Source organism: Treponema pectinovorum (genome assembly GCF_900497595.1).
Classification (GTDB): domain Bacteria; phylum Spirochaetota; class Spirochaetia; order Treponematales; family Treponemataceae; genus Treponema_D; species Treponema_D pectinovorum.
In genome coordinates this window covers 1-17,168 of sequence record NZ_UFQO01000009.1, presented here as the reverse complement: position 1 = coordinate 17,168, position 17,168 = coordinate 1, and the positions used below count along the sequence as shown (strand labels likewise).

Annotated in this window: 16 protein-coding genes; 9 read left to right on the top strand and 7 right to left on the bottom strand. The window is 36.2% G+C overall.

The annotated features are described in order from the left end of the window. Positions 1-211: 211 nt before the first annotated feature. The 6 genes from folE2 (at position 212) to lysS (ending at position 6,624) form a co-directional block, all read left to right on the top strand. Complete coding sequence (gene folE2 / locus FXX65_RS09595) at positions 212-1,006, top strand: GTP cyclohydrolase FolE2 (protein ID WP_147616093.1); 795 nt, start codon at positions 212-214, stop codon at positions 1,004-1,006. Positions 1,007-1,026: 20 nt separating this feature from the next. Continuing rightward, entirely contained in the window at positions 1,027-2,457 is a 1,431-nt protein-coding gene (gene miaB, locus FXX65_RS09590; RefSeq protein ID WP_147616092.1) for a tRNA (N6-isopentenyl adenosine(37)-C2)-methylthiotransferase MiaB, read from the top strand. Positions 2,458-2,597: 140 nt separating this feature from the next. Continuing rightward, positions 2,598-3,071 carry a hypothetical protein gene (locus tag FXX65_RS09585; RefSeq protein WP_147616091.1) on the top strand — a complete coding sequence of 158 codons (474 nt, stop codon included), beginning with the start codon at positions 2,598-2,600 and terminating at the stop codon, positions 3,069-3,071. 16 nt (positions 3,072-3,087) lie between these two features. Next, a complete protein-coding gene (locus FXX65_RS09580) occupies positions 3,088-4,134 on the top strand; it encodes an SPOR domain-containing protein (RefSeq protein ID WP_147616090.1) in 1,047 nt (348 codons plus the stop codon). A gap of 12 nt (positions 4,135-4,146) precedes the next feature. Beyond that, complete coding sequence (locus tag FXX65_RS09575) at positions 4,147-4,770, top strand: thiamine diphosphokinase (RefSeq protein WP_147616089.1); 624 nt, start codon at positions 4,147-4,149, stop codon at positions 4,768-4,770. Positions 4,771-4,992: 222 nt separating this feature from the next. Next, on the top strand, positions 4,993-6,624 hold the full coding sequence (gene lysS / locus FXX65_RS09570; protein ID WP_147616088.1) for a lysine--tRNA ligase: 1,632 nt from the start codon (positions 4,993-4,995) through the stop codon (positions 6,622-6,624). A gap of 106 nt (positions 6,625-6,730) precedes the next feature. Here lysS and FXX65_RS09565 read toward each other — a convergent pair whose 3' ends face one another. Continuing rightward, positions 6,731-7,162 (bottom strand): MarR family winged helix-turn-helix transcriptional regulator, encoded by a 432-nt coding sequence (locus tag FXX65_RS09565; protein ID WP_147616087.1) that lies wholly within the window; start codon positions 7,160-7,162, stop codon positions 6,731-6,733. 309 nt (positions 7,163-7,471) lie between these two features. Between FXX65_RS09565 and FXX65_RS09560 the strand changes: the two genes are divergently transcribed. The 3 genes from FXX65_RS09560 (at position 7,472) to FXX65_RS09550 (ending at position 10,909) form a co-directional block, all read left to right on the top strand. After that, a complete protein-coding gene (locus FXX65_RS09560) occupies positions 7,472-8,308 on the top strand; it encodes a Cof-type HAD-IIB family hydrolase (RefSeq protein ID WP_147616086.1) in 837 nt (278 codons plus the stop codon). 68 nt (positions 8,309-8,376) lie between these two features. Further along, positions 8,377-10,062 (top strand): formate--tetrahydrofolate ligase, encoded by a 1,686-nt coding sequence (locus FXX65_RS09555; RefSeq protein ID WP_147616085.1) that lies wholly within the window; start codon positions 8,377-8,379, stop codon positions 10,060-10,062. A 43-nt stretch (positions 10,063-10,105) separates the two neighbouring features. Further along, positions 10,106-10,909: a hypothetical protein gene (locus FXX65_RS09550; RefSeq protein ID WP_147616084.1), complete on the top strand. Its 804-nt coding sequence runs from the start codon at positions 10,106-10,108 to the stop codon at positions 10,907-10,909. A 334-nt stretch (positions 10,910-11,243) separates the two neighbouring features. Here FXX65_RS09550 and FXX65_RS09545 read toward each other — a convergent pair whose 3' ends face one another. From FXX65_RS09545 to FXX65_RS09520, 6 genes are all read right to left on the bottom strand, one after another. Next, on the bottom strand, positions 11,244-12,458 hold the full coding sequence (locus tag FXX65_RS09545; RefSeq protein WP_147616083.1) for a HEPN/Toprim-associated domain-containing protein: 1,215 nt from the start codon (positions 12,456-12,458) through the stop codon (positions 11,244-11,246). Beyond that, on the bottom strand, positions 12,437-12,877 hold the full coding sequence (locus FXX65_RS09540; protein WP_147616082.1) for a hypothetical protein: 441 nt from the start codon (positions 12,875-12,877) through the stop codon (positions 12,437-12,439). The genes FXX65_RS09545 and FXX65_RS09540 overlap by 22 nt, the downstream gene beginning before the upstream one ends. A gap of 21 nt (positions 12,878-12,898) precedes the next feature. Then, positions 12,899-13,654 carry a hypothetical protein gene (locus FXX65_RS09535; RefSeq protein WP_147616081.1) on the bottom strand — a complete coding sequence of 252 codons (756 nt, stop codon included), beginning with the start codon at positions 13,652-13,654 and terminating at the stop codon, positions 12,899-12,901. A 90-nt stretch (positions 13,655-13,744) separates the two neighbouring features. Continuing rightward, a complete protein-coding gene (locus tag FXX65_RS09530) occupies positions 13,745-14,302 on the bottom strand; it encodes an MT-A70 family methyltransferase (RefSeq protein WP_147616080.1) in 558 nt (185 codons plus the stop codon). A 7-nt stretch (positions 14,303-14,309) separates the two neighbouring features. Then, positions 14,310-15,446 carry a hypothetical protein gene (locus FXX65_RS09525; RefSeq protein WP_147616079.1) on the bottom strand — a complete coding sequence of 379 codons (1,137 nt, stop codon included), beginning with the start codon at positions 15,444-15,446 and terminating at the stop codon, positions 14,310-14,312. After that, the gene (locus FXX65_RS09520; protein ID WP_147616078.1) at positions 15,443-17,044 is read right to left on the bottom strand and encodes an N-6 DNA methylase; all 1,602 of its coding nucleotides are present in this window, start codon (positions 17,042-17,044) and stop codon (positions 15,443-15,445) included. The genes FXX65_RS09525 and FXX65_RS09520 overlap by 4 nt, the downstream gene beginning before the upstream one ends. Positions 17,045-17,168: the final 124 nt, after the last annotated feature.

Here is a 17,168-nt window from a genome sequence, read left to right as displayed (position 1 = left end):
AGCGATTGGAAGGGCGCGTAGCGGCCACCGCAGCACGGCTTGCGTGCGAGGAGGCTGGAGCGCAAGCGTAACCCTGCAAAGCGCGCTCTTGTGCCTGTGAGCAACGCGAATTGGCTCAAGATGTGCCAATATTTTTACAGCACGCTTTTTTCTGTTGTATTTCCAATATTTCAAAAATCCTTTATATTATATGGCTAGTGAGCTATTTTGTATGATTGATATTCAAAGCACGCCTGATACTAGAGAAATTCCGCTCCAAAAAGTTGGGGTAAAAAATGTTCGCTATCCTGTGCAGGTGCTCGATAAAAATAAAAAAACTCAAACCACAACCGCTTCTGTGAACCTTTTTGTGAATCTTCCGCACGATTTTAAAGGCACTCACATGAGTCGTTTTATTGAGATTTTTCATAAATATCACAAAGATATTTCTATGCACAATTTTCTTGAAATGCTTGAAGATATTCGCTTTAAACTCGACGCTCAGCGGGCTTTTGGGCGCATAAGTTTTCCGTATTTTATTGAAAAAAGTGCTCCCGTTTCGCTTTCTAAGGGGATGATGGAATACAACTGCACCTACGAGGGTGAAACTTTTTGCGATATCGAGCAAAATCATATCGGTAAATTTTTTGTTGGTGTTGAAGTTCCTGTTGCGACTTTGTGCCCTTGCAGCAAAGCGATAAGCGATTACGGTGCACACAATCAGCGTGGAATTGTTAAGGTAAAAGTTTTGTATTCTGACTTTTTTTGGATTGAAGATTTGATTTGTGTTATTGAAAATTGCGCTTCGTCCCCTCTTTATTCGCTTTTAAAAAGGCAAGACGAAAAATTTGTTACCGAACATGCTTATGAAAATCCGCGTTTTGTTGAAGACCTTGTTCGCGAAGTTTATCTTGCCCTAAAAAAAATGAATTTTAGATGGTTTAGAGTTGAATGCACGAATTTTGAGAGCATTCATTTTCACGATGCCTATGCTTGTGCGGAGTATGATTGTGAGTGCGAGGGCTAAGTTTTAACTTTGGAGTAATGATGACTTATTTTTTTGAAACCTACGGCTGCGAGATGAACATTGCAGAATCCGCCTCCGTTGAACAACTTTTGCTAAGCCGTGGCTGGAAAAAATCCTCTTGTCCAGAAATTGCCGACATGGTGATTATAAATACCTGCTCTGTGCGTGGTTCTGCGGAAAACAGAATTTTTGGCCGTCTAGGATATTACTCTGGTGTAAAAAAAATTCGCCATAAAGAAAATGGTGCTAAAACTCATCTTGAAGATATGCAGCCTGCAGTAAAATTTGTTCAAGAAAAAGGCGTTGTTCCATTTTATGTGGTTTTGATGGGATGTATGGCAGAACGGCTTTTGGACAGCGTAAAAAAAGATTATCCTGTTATTGATTTTGTCGTTGGAACTTTTGGCAAATATAAATTTGGCGACATCATAACTGCGGCGGAAGAGCAGCAAAAAGGCTTTGAAATTGAAGAAGAAAGCGTTTATTCGTTTGCAAATGTGAGTTATGAACAGGAAGCTTTCAGCACTTTTGTGCCGATAATGCACGGTTGCGACAATTTTTGTACATATTGCATCGTGCCTTTTGTGCGTGGCAGGGAAGTTAGCCGCAGTGCAGAGCAGATTATTGCAGAAATTGACTATCTTTCTAAGCGTGGAGTAAAGGAAATTACTCTTTTGGGACAGAATGTAAATGCCTATCGCTGCAAGGATGAAACTGTTGAAGGTGGTGAATTGAATTTTCCGAAACTTCTCAAAAAGATAAGTCAGCACGTCGATGAAATTTCATCTTCTATAAAGTGGATTCGTTTTGAATCTTCTAATCCTAAGGATTTTGATGATGAACTTATCGAAGTTATAAAAAATGACAGTCATATCTGCCATGGTTTTCATATTGCGGCACAGCATGGAAATAACGAAGTTTTGCGTCGCATGAACAGAAAAAACACAAGGGAAGATTTTTTAGAACTGGTAAAAAAACTTCGAGTGGCTGTTCCCGATGTAGAAATCGTAACAGATTTAATGGTTGGTTTTCCTGGAGAAACTCAAGAGCAGTTTGAAGATATGCTTTCGTTGATGAATGAAGTAAAATTTGAAAGTGCGTTTATGTACTATTATAATCCTAGAGAAGGAACTCCTGCGGCAAAGTTCTCAGAGCAAATTGAACTTTCTGTAAAAAAGCAAAGGTTGCAGCAAGTTATCGATTTGCAACTTTCGCATACGGCGGAGGTTATGAAGGCGAGGCTTGGAAAAACTGTCGAAGTTCTGGTCGATATTGTTAGTCGAGATAGCGATTTTGAACTTTTAGGTAAGACCGAACAAAATGAAAGAGTTGCTTTTAAGGCGGATAAAAAATTGATTGGAACTTTTGTAAAAGTTCATCTTGATGAATTGAGCGGAAACACTTTTAGAGGAACTTTGGTGTCGATTTTGGAAAACAAGCGAAAAACATAGAATTGAATCGTTTGATTTTTTTAGTTGCGTTGTCGTAATACTTTGGAGTTGCGTTGGCTTTCAAAAAATTGCGGATGAATATCAAAATTTTGTTTTGAAAGTTAAAATTTTTAATAATTTTTATAAAGGGGGAATCTTAAATGCCTTTTAAATTGCTTGGAACTATCGTTCTTCTTGTTCTGGTAACGCTTTTTTGCGGATTTAACCTTGATGCAGCAAACAGGTGTGATATAAACCTAATTTTTAAAACTTTGCCGAATGTTCCTGTGTTTATGACGATTTTGGTTTCGTTTTTTGCTGGTATGGTTTTTATGCTACCTTTTGTTGTTTTTAAAAAGAAGATATCTAAAGAAGAAATTTCTCGCCTTGCTGAAAAAAATCGCTTGGAAGATGAAAAATCCGCTGCTAAAAACTTAAAAAAGTTAGAAAAAGAAAAGACCCTTGCAGAAAAAAAATCTGCTAAAAATAAGAATTCTCCGATTGCTGACGTTGCTGCAAAAAATCTTAAGGATGAAGAAAAAACAATTTTCGATTTAAAAATTCGCCGTCCTGTAGATAAGAGCGAAAATAAAAATTCTGTACCAAAGGCTTTTAAAGATGAAAAAGAAGTGTAGCTTCGGAGTTTTTTGAATGAAAAAACTTATTTATATAGTGTTTAGCTTTTGTCTTTCGCTTTCTTGCTTCGGTCAAACTGCTTATTCGCTTATTGGTGAGGCTGCAAAAAAAGACAATCTTGAGCAGTCTGTGGCATTTCTGGAAAAATCAATTCCGCTTTTAACCTTGCCGTCTGAAAAGCGTTCCTCTTATGCTTTTTTGGGTGGACTTTATGAAAATTCTGGCGAATATGTAAAAGCTCTTAATTCTTATGCAAAGGCGGCTTCGATTGGTGCAGGTGATGGCGAAAATATGCCAAAAAAATCCAGCGAACAGTTGGTATTGGACGCTGTGCGTTGCGCTTTGAGTGCAGGAGATTGGGCTACTGCTCAAAACTATCTGAATTCAGCAGTCAGGAATTCAACGGATCCAAAAGTTATTGCTTATGTAAAACTTTACGAGCAATGGGGAATTTTGTGTAAGGCAAAAGAATTAAAGGATACGCAAGAAACTGTTGCGATTTTAAAAACCTATGCGAATTTAGATTCGATGAAAGAAGTGCGCCCTCAAATTTTATTTACACTTTGGCATATAACTGGCGAAAAGGAATATTCTGCTTCTTTGAAAAAAAATTATCCAAAGTCGCCTGAGTGCGCAGTTATAAAAGGTGAAATTCAAACTTTACCTTCGCCATTTTGGTATTTTGTTCCTCGAAATTCTAACGCTTCCACAGATATTGAAAATTCTTTTACAGATTTTTTTGCAAAGGATGAAAAATCCGTTGATGAAAAAGATAAAAAATTGAAAGAGAAAGTTGAGAAAACTGAAGAAAAAGAGAATTCCGCATCCACAGAAAAAACAGAAAAGATTGTGCGCCAGCAACTCGGACTTTTTAGAGAAGAAGGAAATGCAAATTCCCTTGTAAAAAAACTTAACGAGAAGGGCTTTGATGCAAAAATTACGAGCGAAACTCGTCCGAGCGGAACCAAGTATTATCTTGTTCTTGTAGATGAAAATCCAGAAGGGACGATAGCTCAGGAACTTAGAACCGCAGGTTTTGAATGCTATCCCGTTTTTGAGTAAAAGCAGGTTAAAATGCAACGATGCGTTATTGTGGGTGCTGCAAAAATTGTTGATTATAAAAGAGCAATTTCATTTTTTATGGAAGATGATTTTTTTATCTTTTGCGATGGAGGTCTTGCCCACTGCAAAAATCTTTGTGTTAAACCAGATTTGATTATTGGCGATTTTGACTCTTTTGAAAAACCTGAGATAAATAATGTAAAAACTATAACGCTGCCAAAAGAAAAAAACGATACAGATACTTTTTTTGCGATAAAAGAGGCTCTTAGGCGTGGTTTTAAAGATTTTTTACTTTTGGGCGTTATTGGCGAGCGATTTGATCATTCTATTGTAAATGCTTCTGCATTATTTTATCTATTCAAAAATAAGGCTCGTGCCTGTATTGTTGACGACTATTCTGTGATGAAAATCGTTGGCAAAGAAAAAACTTTTATAGACACGAGATGTTCTTATTTTTCGGTTTTGAATATATTTGGCGTTGCAAAAGGCGTATTTATAAAAGGCTCTAAATATCCTTTAGAAAATGAAAAATTAACTCCTGAATATATGTACGCATTGAGCAACGAAGTTTTGTCAGATGAAAAGCCTTTTGTTTATGTAAAGCACGGAAATGTTCTTCTGGTTGAAGTTGTGTGATTGCCTGAGCGCTGGGAGCCCCGGCTTTGCCGTCCACGAGCAAAAACTTTAGTTTTTGCGACGGATGAGCGTTAGCGAAGGGCGTACATAGCGACGGCGAGTTTTATGGATTTGCCGAGCCGGCAGGCCCATAAAATCTCTAAAAACCCGTGTTTGTTGTATAAAATCCAGTTTTTTAATAAAATACAAATCTATATTCAAATTATTTTTTTAGGAAAAACGATGGCTAGAGATATTTCAGAATTATGCCACTGGGCAGACCAGCAGGCAGAGAGGATTATCAAGCAAAAGGGTGAACTTGAACTTTACACCTGTGCTTCGGGAATTACACCTTCGGGAACTGTTCATATTGGGAATTTTAGGGAAATCATAACTGTTGATTTGATTGTGCGTGCGCTTCGTGACAGAGGCAAGAATGTTCGCTTTATTTATTCGTGGGACGATTATGACGTTTTCCGAAAAGTGCCTGCAAATATGCCAAAACCAGAAATCCTTGAAAAATATCTGCGTTATCCTATAACGCTGGTTCCAGATACTTTTGGGCGGGATGAAAATTACGCCCGTCATCACGAAGTTGACATAGAAAAGCAACTTCCGCGTGTTGGAATTGCACCAGAGTTTTTGTATCAGGCAAGTCGTTATCGAGCAAATCGCTATGCAGAGGGAATGAAAATCGCAATGCAGAAACGCGATGTTATAAAACAGTGTTTAAATGAATATAGAGACGATGAACATAAAATGCCGGAAAGCGAAGAATACTGGCCTGTAGCAGCGTTTTGTTGCAACTGCAATAAAGATGAAACTCGCATAACAGATTACGACGGAGAGTATTCTGTTTCTTATGAATGTTTGTCTTGCGGTCATAAAGAAAAGGGTGACCTTAAAACTTCTAAAGAGTTTAAACTTGGCTGGCGAGTTGACTGGCCTATGCGCTGGAACGAAGAAAAAGTTGTTTTTGAACCAGGAGGAAAGGATCACATTTCTCCAGGCGGAAGTTACGATACAGCAAAACTCGTTTCAAAAAGGCTTTACAACTGGGATGCCCCTGTTACGATGAAGTATGATTTTGTAAAGCTAAAGGGCGTTCCTGGCAAAATGTCGTCTTCCAAAGGAAAAGTTATCTCTTTGGTTGACGCTCTTGAAGTTTACCAGCCAGAAGTTTTGCGGTACATTTTTGCACAGAATAAGGTTGACCACGAATTTTCAATCAGTTTCGATTTAGATGTTGTTACTGTTTACGAAGCGTACGACCGCACAGAGCGAATCGCTTGGGGCTTGGAAGAGCCAAAAGAAAAAGATGCAGAAAAAAAGGCGAAGATAATAAAGCAAGAAAAACGAATTTACGAATTGAGCCAGATAGTAAACGGTTTCCCAAAAGTTCAACCATATCAAGTTTCGTTCCGCTTGCTTACAACGCTGTTGCAAACTTATTCTGGCGATATAGACGCCGTTATAAAAAGCCTTGGCGATGTAAAAACTGAACAAGAAGAATGCTTGCGACGCCGTTGTGTTTGCGCTTGGTATTGGATAAACGAAAGTGCACCAGATTGCGCTCCAGATTTTTGTTTTAAAATCCGCGATGATAATTCAAAAGCAGAAGGCATTACAGGCGATATGCTTACAGCGATAAAAAGAGTTCGCGACGAAGTTGTTCCAAAGATTGGCACTTACGCACAGGACAAGGATTGCCAGCAGGATATGTACAACATCGCCACAGAACTCGGTTTGGACGCAAAAGCCTTGTTTACTGCGCTTTACCATGCACTCATAAACAAAGACCAGGGCCCACGCCTTGCAAATTTTATGAAGATAATCGGTAAAGAAAAACTTGCAAAGATTCTTTCTGTTTATTAGCACACGAGTTTTGCTGTCTGCAACTCTGCTATAAATGCAAATTTTAGAATTTTGCAACATCGTGCCAAATAGAGCACACGAGTTTTGCAAGGTGAAATTTTAAAATTTAAACTAAATTTAGACACAACTTGTTGAGCAATTCGACAAGTTGTTTTTTTTCGTCCTGAGAAAATCCTTTATAGCAAGTTGAAATCAAATCGTTTGAAACTTTTGCCGTCTGCTCGTTGTAACTTTTGCCTTTTGTCGTGAGTTGAATGATTTTTTTTCTTGCATCGGTTTCGTCTTTTTTAATTTCTATAAAACCTTCATTTTGGAGTTTTTTTACGAGAATGGTCGTCGTCGATTTGTCGCGGTTTATCCGTTTTGCAAGCTCGCCAAGATTCATCGTTTTATTCTGGCTCAAAGAAAAAAGAATGTTTCCGTGGCTTGTCGCAAGTTCTTTAAGCCCAACGTTAAAAAGTTTTCCCTGCAAAAAATCTTGACTTTGCGAGTGGATTCGAGAAATTAAATTTAAAACAGAGTTTTCCGAATAAGTCATGCCCAGATTATAAAGGTAAACTTTGTTAATGAAAATGAGGAGCGCATTTTTTTGTGAACAGGAACATTTTTTTCTTGCGAAAGTGTGTCCCTTAAAATTTCCCGCTTTTGCTGCAATTCCTCGCAGGCAAAATTGCCTGCTGCGGTATTTCCGCGACAATCGGGGCTATAGTCTTTCATTTTTATTTATGGTTCGCTACGAAAAACTATATCAACATAAAATCTTTTTATTCGAGCTATAGGGATTTATCATTTTTTGTAACATCTATTTTTATGGAGAAAACTCTTTTTATAAACTATAATTGCTCCTATGGAAAACACTCAAACTTCAAAACTCCCCGTAAAACTAATAGCTTTTGACTTGGACGACACTCTCTTAAACGATAAAACAGACATAAGTCCAAAAACTTTAAAGGCCGTGCAATCTTGTTCAAAAAAAGGAATATACATAGTTCTCTGCTCTGGACGTGTAGAAAACGCAATTTTGCCTTATGTCAGAAAATTAGACATTGCAGGTTCAGAATTTGGCAGATACATAATTGCAATCAATGGAGCAGAGATTTTTGATTTGCACACGAGACTTCCTATTTTTGAAAAAAAACTCGATGGAAAAATTTTAAAAGAAGTTCATTCCTACTGCTCTTCCTTTGACCTTGGCTGCCATGTTTGCGACAGCGACACTGTTTATGCAGACCGCGATACTAGTTGGACTCGAAAAGATTCTCAGATGTGCGGATTAAAATTTTTAAAGGTTGAAGATTTTGATTCATTTATGGAAAAAGGTCATCCAAAAATGCTCATTCCTGCTCCAGAAGAAAAAATTGCAGAGTTTATGCCATTTCTAAAAGAAAAGTTAAAGGGACGTGCAGAAGTTTTTACGAGTAAGCCGTATTTTCTTGAAGTTATGCCACTCGGTTGTGGAAAAGGTCAGTCGATACTCGAACTTGCAAAAATCCTAAATATTCCGAAAGAAAACACTATGGGCTTTGGAGACAGTTTTAACGATGAAAGCATGATTCGCCTTACAGGTTATGGCGTTGCAATGAAGAACGGTGCAAGAGAAATTCAGTCTATCGCAAAATTCGTAACTGAATTTGACAACAACAACGACGGAATTGCAGCCTTCCTTGAAAAATGGGTTCTTTAAGGTTTGATTGTAAACAAGCCGTCTTTTCATTAAAATCTTATAATCTTTTAGAAAATCGGGGTACACTTATGCTTTCTGATATTGAAATTGCACAAAAAAACGAGATGGCTTGCATCACACAAGTTGCAAAAAAAATCGGCATAGAAGAATCTTCCTTGGATTTGTATGGAAATTACAAAGCAAAAATCACGATGGCAGAACTCAGAAAATTTCAAAAGAAAGTTCAAGAGCCTAAAAATCGTGCCAAATTGATTTTGACGACAGCGGTTACACCAACTCCAGCAGGAGAAGGAAAGTCTACAGTTTCAATCGGGTTAGGCGACGGCTTAAATAAGATAGGCAAAAAAACGGTAATCGCTTTGCGCGAGCCTTCGCTTGGACCTTGTTTTGGCGTAAAAGGCGGTGCCTGTGGTGGTGGATACGCTCAGATTGTTCCAATGGAAGATATAAATCTGCATTTTACAGGCGATATTCACGCAATCTCCATAGCGAACAACCTTATGGCAGCCTTAATTGATAATCACATTCAGCAGGGAAATCAACTTAATTTGGACCCTCGCACTATAACCTGGAAGCGTTGTGTCGATTTAAATGACAGAGCATTAAGAAATATAAACATAGGTCTTGGCGGAACTCAAGACGGAATTCCACGTGAAGACCATTTTACGATAGCTGTTGCTTCAGAATTGATGGCTATAATCTGTCTTTCGACTTCTATTTCGGATTTAAAAAAACGCATAGGAAACATAACAATATGTAGAACTTACGATAAAAGACCCGTAAAATTTTCTGAATTAAAATGCACAGGTGCAATCGCTGCTTTATTAAAAGATGCAATAAGACCAAATCTTGTTCAAACTTTGGAAAAAAATCCAGTCTTTGTTCACGGAGGTCCGTTTGCAAACATCGCGCAGGGAACTAATTCAATAAATGCAACCTACAGTGCGCTTGCAACTGGCGATTATGTGGTTACGGAGGCTGGTTTTGCGGCAGATTTAGGTGCGGAAAAATTTATGGACATAAAATGTCGCACAGCAGGAATAAGTCCAGATGTTGTCGTAATAGTTGCAACCGTTAGAGCTCTGAAAATGCACGGCGGAATGGCAAAGGCGGATTTATCGACACCAAGTATATGTGCGTTGCAGGCTGGTTTTGAAAATCTGGCAGTTCATATAGAAAATATCGCAAAGTTTGGAGTTCCGTCTGTGGTTGCGATAAATAAATTTGCTACAGATACGGATGAAGAATTGGAACTTCTAAAAAAACTATGCGAAACTAAAGGCTCTAAAGCGGTAGTTTGCGAAGGTTGGGAAAAAGGTGGCGAAGGAATGAGAGAACTTGCAACCGTGGTTTCTTCTATTGCAGACAGCCAGAGTGCAAATTTTCATTACCTTTATGAATCGCATCTTTCGCTTGCAGACAAAGTGCGAGTTTTAGCAAAACAGATATACAGAGCGTCGAGTGTGGAATTCCCGCCTACAGTTCTTAAAAAATTGCGTGAATACGAAGAGTTGGGCTATAAGGAGTTTCCAGTCTGCATTGCAAAAACTCAGAATTCTATAAGCCACGATCCAAAACTATTAGGGTGTCCAAAAGATTATGTTTTCCCGATTAGAGACTGCGCTCTTTACAGCGGAGCAGGTTTTGTCGTAATTCTTGCAGGCGATATAATGACTATGCCAGGGCTTCCAAAAATTCCTGCGGCACTGACGATAGATGTGGACGATGACGGAAAAATCTCCGGTCTTTTTTAAAACCACCGTTGTTTCGTTTTGATTGAGATGAATTGGAGAATATATGATAGCGTTTTTTTTGAAGAAAAATTTTTGTGATACTTGGGACAATCTTTTGTTCATAATACTTTCAAATTTAATTCCTGCTGGTGTGATAGTCCTTTCGTATTTTTCTATAACGAGTGCAGATGCAATAAACCATTATCTTCCAAATGGGGTTTTTATAATTGCGGCAGGAATTTTGTCTTCTGTTTTATTTGCCTGGGGAGCAAATGCAAGAAAAATAGCAGATTTTAACTCTCCAACTTGGTCGCTCTTTTTTTCATCATTAAAAAACACATTTTTTACAGGCTTTATTTTTGGAGTTTTAAGCGCGATTTTGATATTAGTCGTTCGAATTGCTTTTAGTTTTTATCTTGGAATGTATTTAAAAGACGGAAAGGCTTTTGCACTCTTGTTTGCGGCGTTAATCGGTTGGTTTTCGTTTATTGTGCTGATGGCGATGCAATGGTTTGTTCCTTTATATTTTTTGCAGGAAGAAAACAACTTTGTAAAATGCCTGAAAAAATCTTTTATAGTGTATTTTGACAATGCAAGTTTTTCTTTTTTTGTATTGTTGAATAACATAATACTTTTACTGCTTACAATTTTTACTTTTTCGCTGATTCCAGGATTGAACGGAATAACTTTGTGCAATATGAATGCCTGCCGCCTCCGCCTCTATAAATACGATTGGTTTGAAGAGCATCCGGAATATTTAGAAGACAAAATAAAACGGCCAGAAGTTCCTTGGGAAGAATTGCTAAAAGATGATAAGGAAAGTTTAGGTCAAAGAAAACTATCATCGTTTTTGTTTCCTTGGAAGTAAAAAAAGGGATGTCGTAAGAATTATAACTGATATGTTTTTCTTGGATGGATAGTTTTGCAAAAATTATTGACTAGGATTGGAAGTCTTATCAACTGTGCGATATATGTGGCAGGGATTGTAGTTTCAAGAAAACATCCTTGTTTTCTTGAAACGGACAGTTTTCTTTCGAAAACTGTCGACATTTATTGTAGGTACACATCCGTGTGTACTGCCGTCGACCGCAGGAGCATAGCGACGAGGACGATGGAGCGTAAGCGGAACCACGCAAAGCCCGATTTTTGCGCAACGCAAGTGAAGTAAAAAGCCGCCCAAATCTTAAAAAAAATATTTGAAATTAAATATAGAAATCGCTGCATAAATCATAGATGTGATTCCAAATCGCTTTTATTCCGTCCCAGTTCGCTTTTGTTTTTTCGTCTTCACTTCGTTTGCAAGTTTTAATTTTGCGCCGGAACGCTTCCTGTGCTTTGCCCTTGTCGATAATTCCGCCCTGATACGAGTTTATCGATTTTAAATAACCCGTCCATTGAACTGGAAAAGCCTCCTCAGTTTTTTTTAGAATATCGTCTCCCATGTACATTTCGATTGAAGCTGCTCTGCCATTTATGTTCATCTGCTGTTTTCCCATGGGACCAATCGTCGGATATTTGTTGAGGTACGGAATGTCTGGATATTTTGTGTAGCGTATGTTTTTGGGGATATTTTCTGACTTTAGAACTCGAATTGCGTCCTGCGCTGCAGAATCGTTATCGAAGATTGCAATCATCTTATCTGTAACGGAAGCTCCGCTCAAAGCTCGAATGTAGTTTACAAGATGGCCTGCACCGCCTGGCGTTTTTGAATTGTCGAAATCGAGAAAACTGAAGAAATGAAATTTGTCGGGATACAGTAATTGGAGCGTTTCTTTTAGTACAAAAATATCGTAAGTTCCTTCTGCAAGGATGATGATATTTTCGTTGTAATATTTGTTGTCGATGATTTGATTTTTTGATAAATCGACAAATCGCGTATATTTTTCGTAATAGCCGCTGTAAATGAGGGGCGACAAATCCAGGATGACTTTTTCGTCTTTTGGGAACATCGAAAGTATTAAAGAAAGAGTTTTTCGAATGTCGTCTGTAGGAAATCCGTAGAGAAAATCGTCGTTTTCTAAGATGTAACGGAAGACAGGATTTGATTGTTCGCGCACATTTTTTCGGGTGTAGCGGATTTCGCTTTCGATGATTTGCTTTATGGATTCGCACCATTTTTTTAGCGAGAGTGATTTTAAGGATTTGTCGCCATAATATTCACTGTCGGCAGTAAATTTTTCGATGTAATCTTTTTTGAAAATAGAAAATTCTTTTTTTGTCTTTTCTGGAGTAATTCCAATTATGGAAAGCCGTTCAAGGAGTTTTTTGACCGTCGAAACATATTGATATTTATTGCCTTTGCTTACTTCGACGACCCTTTCGTATTCAGAAAATAGAATTCCTATTTCAGGATTAAAATAATTTTTCTCATAAATGACATCGTAATCTTTTATTTTTAGCGAAAAGTAACTTGCCATATTTTTATGATATATGAACTTGCAGAATTCTCAAGTGGGGATTGTTGTTTAAGAAAAACCTCCTTGTTTTTCTTAAACGGATAGTTTTTACAAAACTGTCTAACATTGGTTGTGGGTTGCACTTCCGTATGCGACAGTGGCAAGGGATTATGGTTTACAAAAAACTCCAATGTTTTTCTTAAACGGACAGTTTTTTTGCAAAAACTGTCGACATTTGATTTTAAGTCGCACATCCGTGTGCGACCGTGCGGTGTAGCCCCGCTACCCGCCTGCGAGCCCGCAGCGGCAAGGATTGGAGGGGTGGCGGAGCCGTTGGCGACTTGGCGCCAATGTAGCGATAGCGGAACCCCGCAAAGCCTGGTTTTTGCGAATGCAAAAAGCCGCCCTGTTTTTCTTGTATCTTGGGCATAAAAAATCAAAAATCAGATTTTACGAATTACTTAATAATTAGTTACATATAAATTTATGGGAACTGAACTAATATTTTCATCTGCATTTTGATACAATTTATTTCCTTTTAATATGTCATATCTATTTTTGTTGTTTTTCTCCCAAAAAATTTTGTACATTTCTTTGTCATATTTTTCCCAAGTGCCACTTACAATCAATAATTCATTTTTTTGAATATTTAGATACCTTTTATAGCAATTCCCACTTGGTGTAAAAACAAACCATTCTTGATAATTATTAGCAACAGTATTACAAAGTCCCATAAAAGGAACATTATCTGTATAAGCTGTTATATCCTTATATAATATATGAGTTCTTCCTATTGCATTTTGACAGGATAATCCTTTTTCGATTACCAACACATCTTCGTCAAGTAATAGTATTTTTCTTCTAGCTTCCATAAGAGGGATATCACCATCCCACCTATATTCAAATTCTGATAATTCTGAATTTAGAAATTTAATATTACCACTGTTTGTAGTACCTGGCAGATTCTCTCCCAAAATATTAGTTTTTCTTAAGTTATAAAGAATTCTTGAATCTGCAAAGTAATAATACTGAGTGGTGTTTGCTATACTTGGAATATTCCAGTTTTTATATTTTAACTTACCGTTTATAAGAATTGGCTCACCGTAATCTTTTTCAGTTGAAGATTTTTGGATAGTGGTCGTATTTTCAATATCAGTTGAACACGATATAAAACTACTTAAAATTATAAAAAATGGAAATAACAATTTTTTGTTCATAAAGCATCCTTATTACATGGAAACAATATAACGTATCCTTGTAATTATATCAAAGAAAATTAGTTTTATTAGAAGAGATTGTAAAATATTCTATGATTCGTCTCCCCATCTGTCCCAATCGACTGCTTCTTTGCGGGCAAAAAGTTCGATTTTCTTTGTATTAGGACCGAAAAGTTTTTCGATTCGTCTCATAATTTCATCAGGTTTTACGGAATGCCCCAAACGAGGATGCATTAAAATTTGTGGAACTGTTTTGTCTACACTTTTTATGTGTCCTCTCATAGCAAGTAGGCATAATTCTGCATTTGCTTTTGTGTAACTTCCCATTCCAGATAGAGGGCTTCCGTCTTTTTTTGTTTTTATCCACGTAAAAGCACAGGTTTTATACTTAAATCCCCAAGCTTCCATAACGGAAAAAACATCTTTGAGACACGGCATTGTAGTCCAAATAAATAAGGCACAGTTCTTTGCTCGAATCTTTTTTATAGTTTTTCCTAAAGCACAGATTTCCGAAATTTCCATTGTGTGATAGTGTTTTTCAGGACAGAAATTTCCACCAGTTTTACCTTTTCCCCATAGGTAAGCCCAAGGTGGATCTGCGTAAATAATATCATATTTATTTTCTGTTTTATAAATATCAACTTTCATTTTTAAGTTAAAACACCTTTTGATAGTAAGATTTTACTTTTTCATATTTTAAATTTTTAAAAAACATCTTACCTGCAATTGTGGGATTTAACTGTTGTACTTTCATTATATCAAAAATTATGTATTTGCCGTCATCATTGCAGTCTTTTGCATAAACAAAAAATAACGGAGTAATTTTATAACCAGAAATTTTTCCATTTCCTCCTCGTTCCGCCCTTACTTCGAGTTTTTGTTTTTCAATTTTTACGATTTTCCCCATCATAGTTGGATTATATCTCAATATAAGTCTAGCTAATGCAGTAGGAGTCCAAACTTTATAGTGATTTCTACCAGAAGGTCTAATTTCTCCTTCAAGGTTTGCCCAAATGGAAACTTGATTTGCTGGTAGCATTACAAAATATCCATTAACATCTTCTGTACAAATTACGTCAGCATACTTTTTTGCATAATTGTTTGAAACTGCAATGTTTATACTTTCTTTCGAAAAATTGTTAATATTATGTCCCATTTTCTGGAAAAAATTTAACTCTTTTTGTTCATTTAACATTGCTTCAAATTGCGGATATCGTTCTAAAAAATCTTTTGTGATTTTTATTTTTCCATTTTCTCCATACTTTGGTAAATCAGGTTCGCTTGTTTTTGCAGCTGGTTCCTTGAATTCAATGGAATAAATTATTAAACCAATGACCGTAACCAAAGCACTGTCAATGCCACGACAACCACCAGCTTGGATTAACATCCGCTCCTTGTTTTTTGTAGAGTAAACATATCGTGGGACTAAATTATAAGATTCTATATATCTAAAAATCTGAGGTGGAATAAAGTCTTTGTCTTTAGAACAATCAACAAATAAATCCAGCTTGAGCATATTTGCAAAAGTTTGCGCGTAAGTACATTCACTAAATACTGCGGATTGAATATTATTTCCTTGCTTGTAACTTCTTTGAATTTGACTCTCTAGAGCAGGACATTTCATTTTTAAATCTTTAAAATCTAAATTAGGGCTTCGTTTTGTAGCCAATTTCCAAAGATGATTTCGTTCTATTTTATCAAAAATTACTTTCGCAGGCTCAATGTCATAAAATTCTTGCATTATATTATTTTGTAATTGAGATAGAGGAATAATTTTATCTTGATTTATCATACATTCACCTTTAATGCCATATTTGAATGGATTAAATTCATTGTGGAATCATCGACTTTGATGTTTAAAATTTTAAAGAATCTTTGGTTGATTTTATAGCGATATTCTCGAGGATATTTGATGTTTTCCTGCACTCCAACATTATTTTTTCTGATAATGAATTTATCCGCTTCTTTTGACATTTCATTGAATGTCTGTTTAAAAAAAACATGGTCTTCATCTGTTAGACAGTTATAGATAACAGGTATTTTGAGAAGAAGCCCCAATGGATAAGTTATTCCTCCGTCAAAAAGCCTCCAATGCCAATATGCAAATGATGAGTTTATCAAACAATACGCATAATTGAATTTTTTTTCATCTTCAAAATGCAAAATTATTAATCCATTTCTTTTTATTAGTCCAGAAAATGCACTTGTGAAATATCTACAGGTATTTGCCATAGAAAGAGTATATTTTCCATCGTTTGAAATAATTTCCGAAAGTGTGTGATTATCAGATTTCTCCATAATTCTATCATATAGAGGTTGTAGTTCTTTGAAGCACTTGTAATATGCTGGAAAATCAGCAGAAATTTTTTGTCGTTTTTCTGATAAAAAAGTCTCCATAGTATTATGTTTCAGTAATGCTTTTCTTTCTATCGACTTAAAACGAATGAGAGGAGTTAACCTAAATCCATTGCAATTATTTTTTCGAAGAACTGTAATTGCAGCGCGAACGGAATTGCTCGTATTTGTATTAAAAATTCCGTGCTTTCTACCACAAAAAATGTTTCCAGGAACATTGTCAAAAGAGTAAATTTCTCCAGAACATTGATTCATGAGGGTTCTCAGAGAAAAGAATTTTGCACCAGAAATAAAACTGTATGGGGTTATTATGACGGCAGAATCGCAATTTCTAATTATTTTTTCCATAAAGCATGAATATAATTCTTTCGAATCTTTTAAAACTTTAGTATCTTCCCAGTATAATCCGATTTGCTGGATAGCCGCATATGGAGGATTTGAAATGACCTTACAATTTCCTGGAAGATTTATTTTTGTAGAAAGAAAATCGCCTACAACGCAATTAACTTTATCGTTTAAGTCCTTCCCATATTTTAATAAAATTGATGTCTTACAGATGTTTAAGGCAACTCCATCAATATCGTATAAATAAAGTCTTCCGTCTTTTATTAAGGATTTTGATTTTTCTTCACCAATAAAGTCCAAAAACGTTAAAATGAGTTTCCCAGTTCCACATGCGACATCACATATGTTTTCACCTGTTACAGAGTTAAAATATTCGCTCATTACCATGGCGACGTCTTCGGGAGTGTAATACTGTCCATTGTTTTTCTTTTTGATTTTATCTTGGACAGCAAGCCCTATCTCATATAGCTCCCCAAAATTTTTTATGTTCAAAAGATTTTCATTTTCTCCATAGGTCAAAACATATTCGCAAATATACTTCCAAGTATATTCTAACCCATTTATTGTAACATCGTTTATATAGTCTTCAATTGAGTATGTTTTTAATTTAGAAAGTACGGTTTCATTGAAAGAGATTTTGATTGTTTTATTTTTATCAAAAATCCTTTCTTGATAGAAATCTATCTTCATATATTATGAATATAGCAAATTTTTGAGACCTATAAAAGATACTTACTAGAATTATAAATTCTTTATTATACTTCGATAAGAGTTTTTCATAAAAACGGAATTTATAGATTGAGCAATGTTTTAG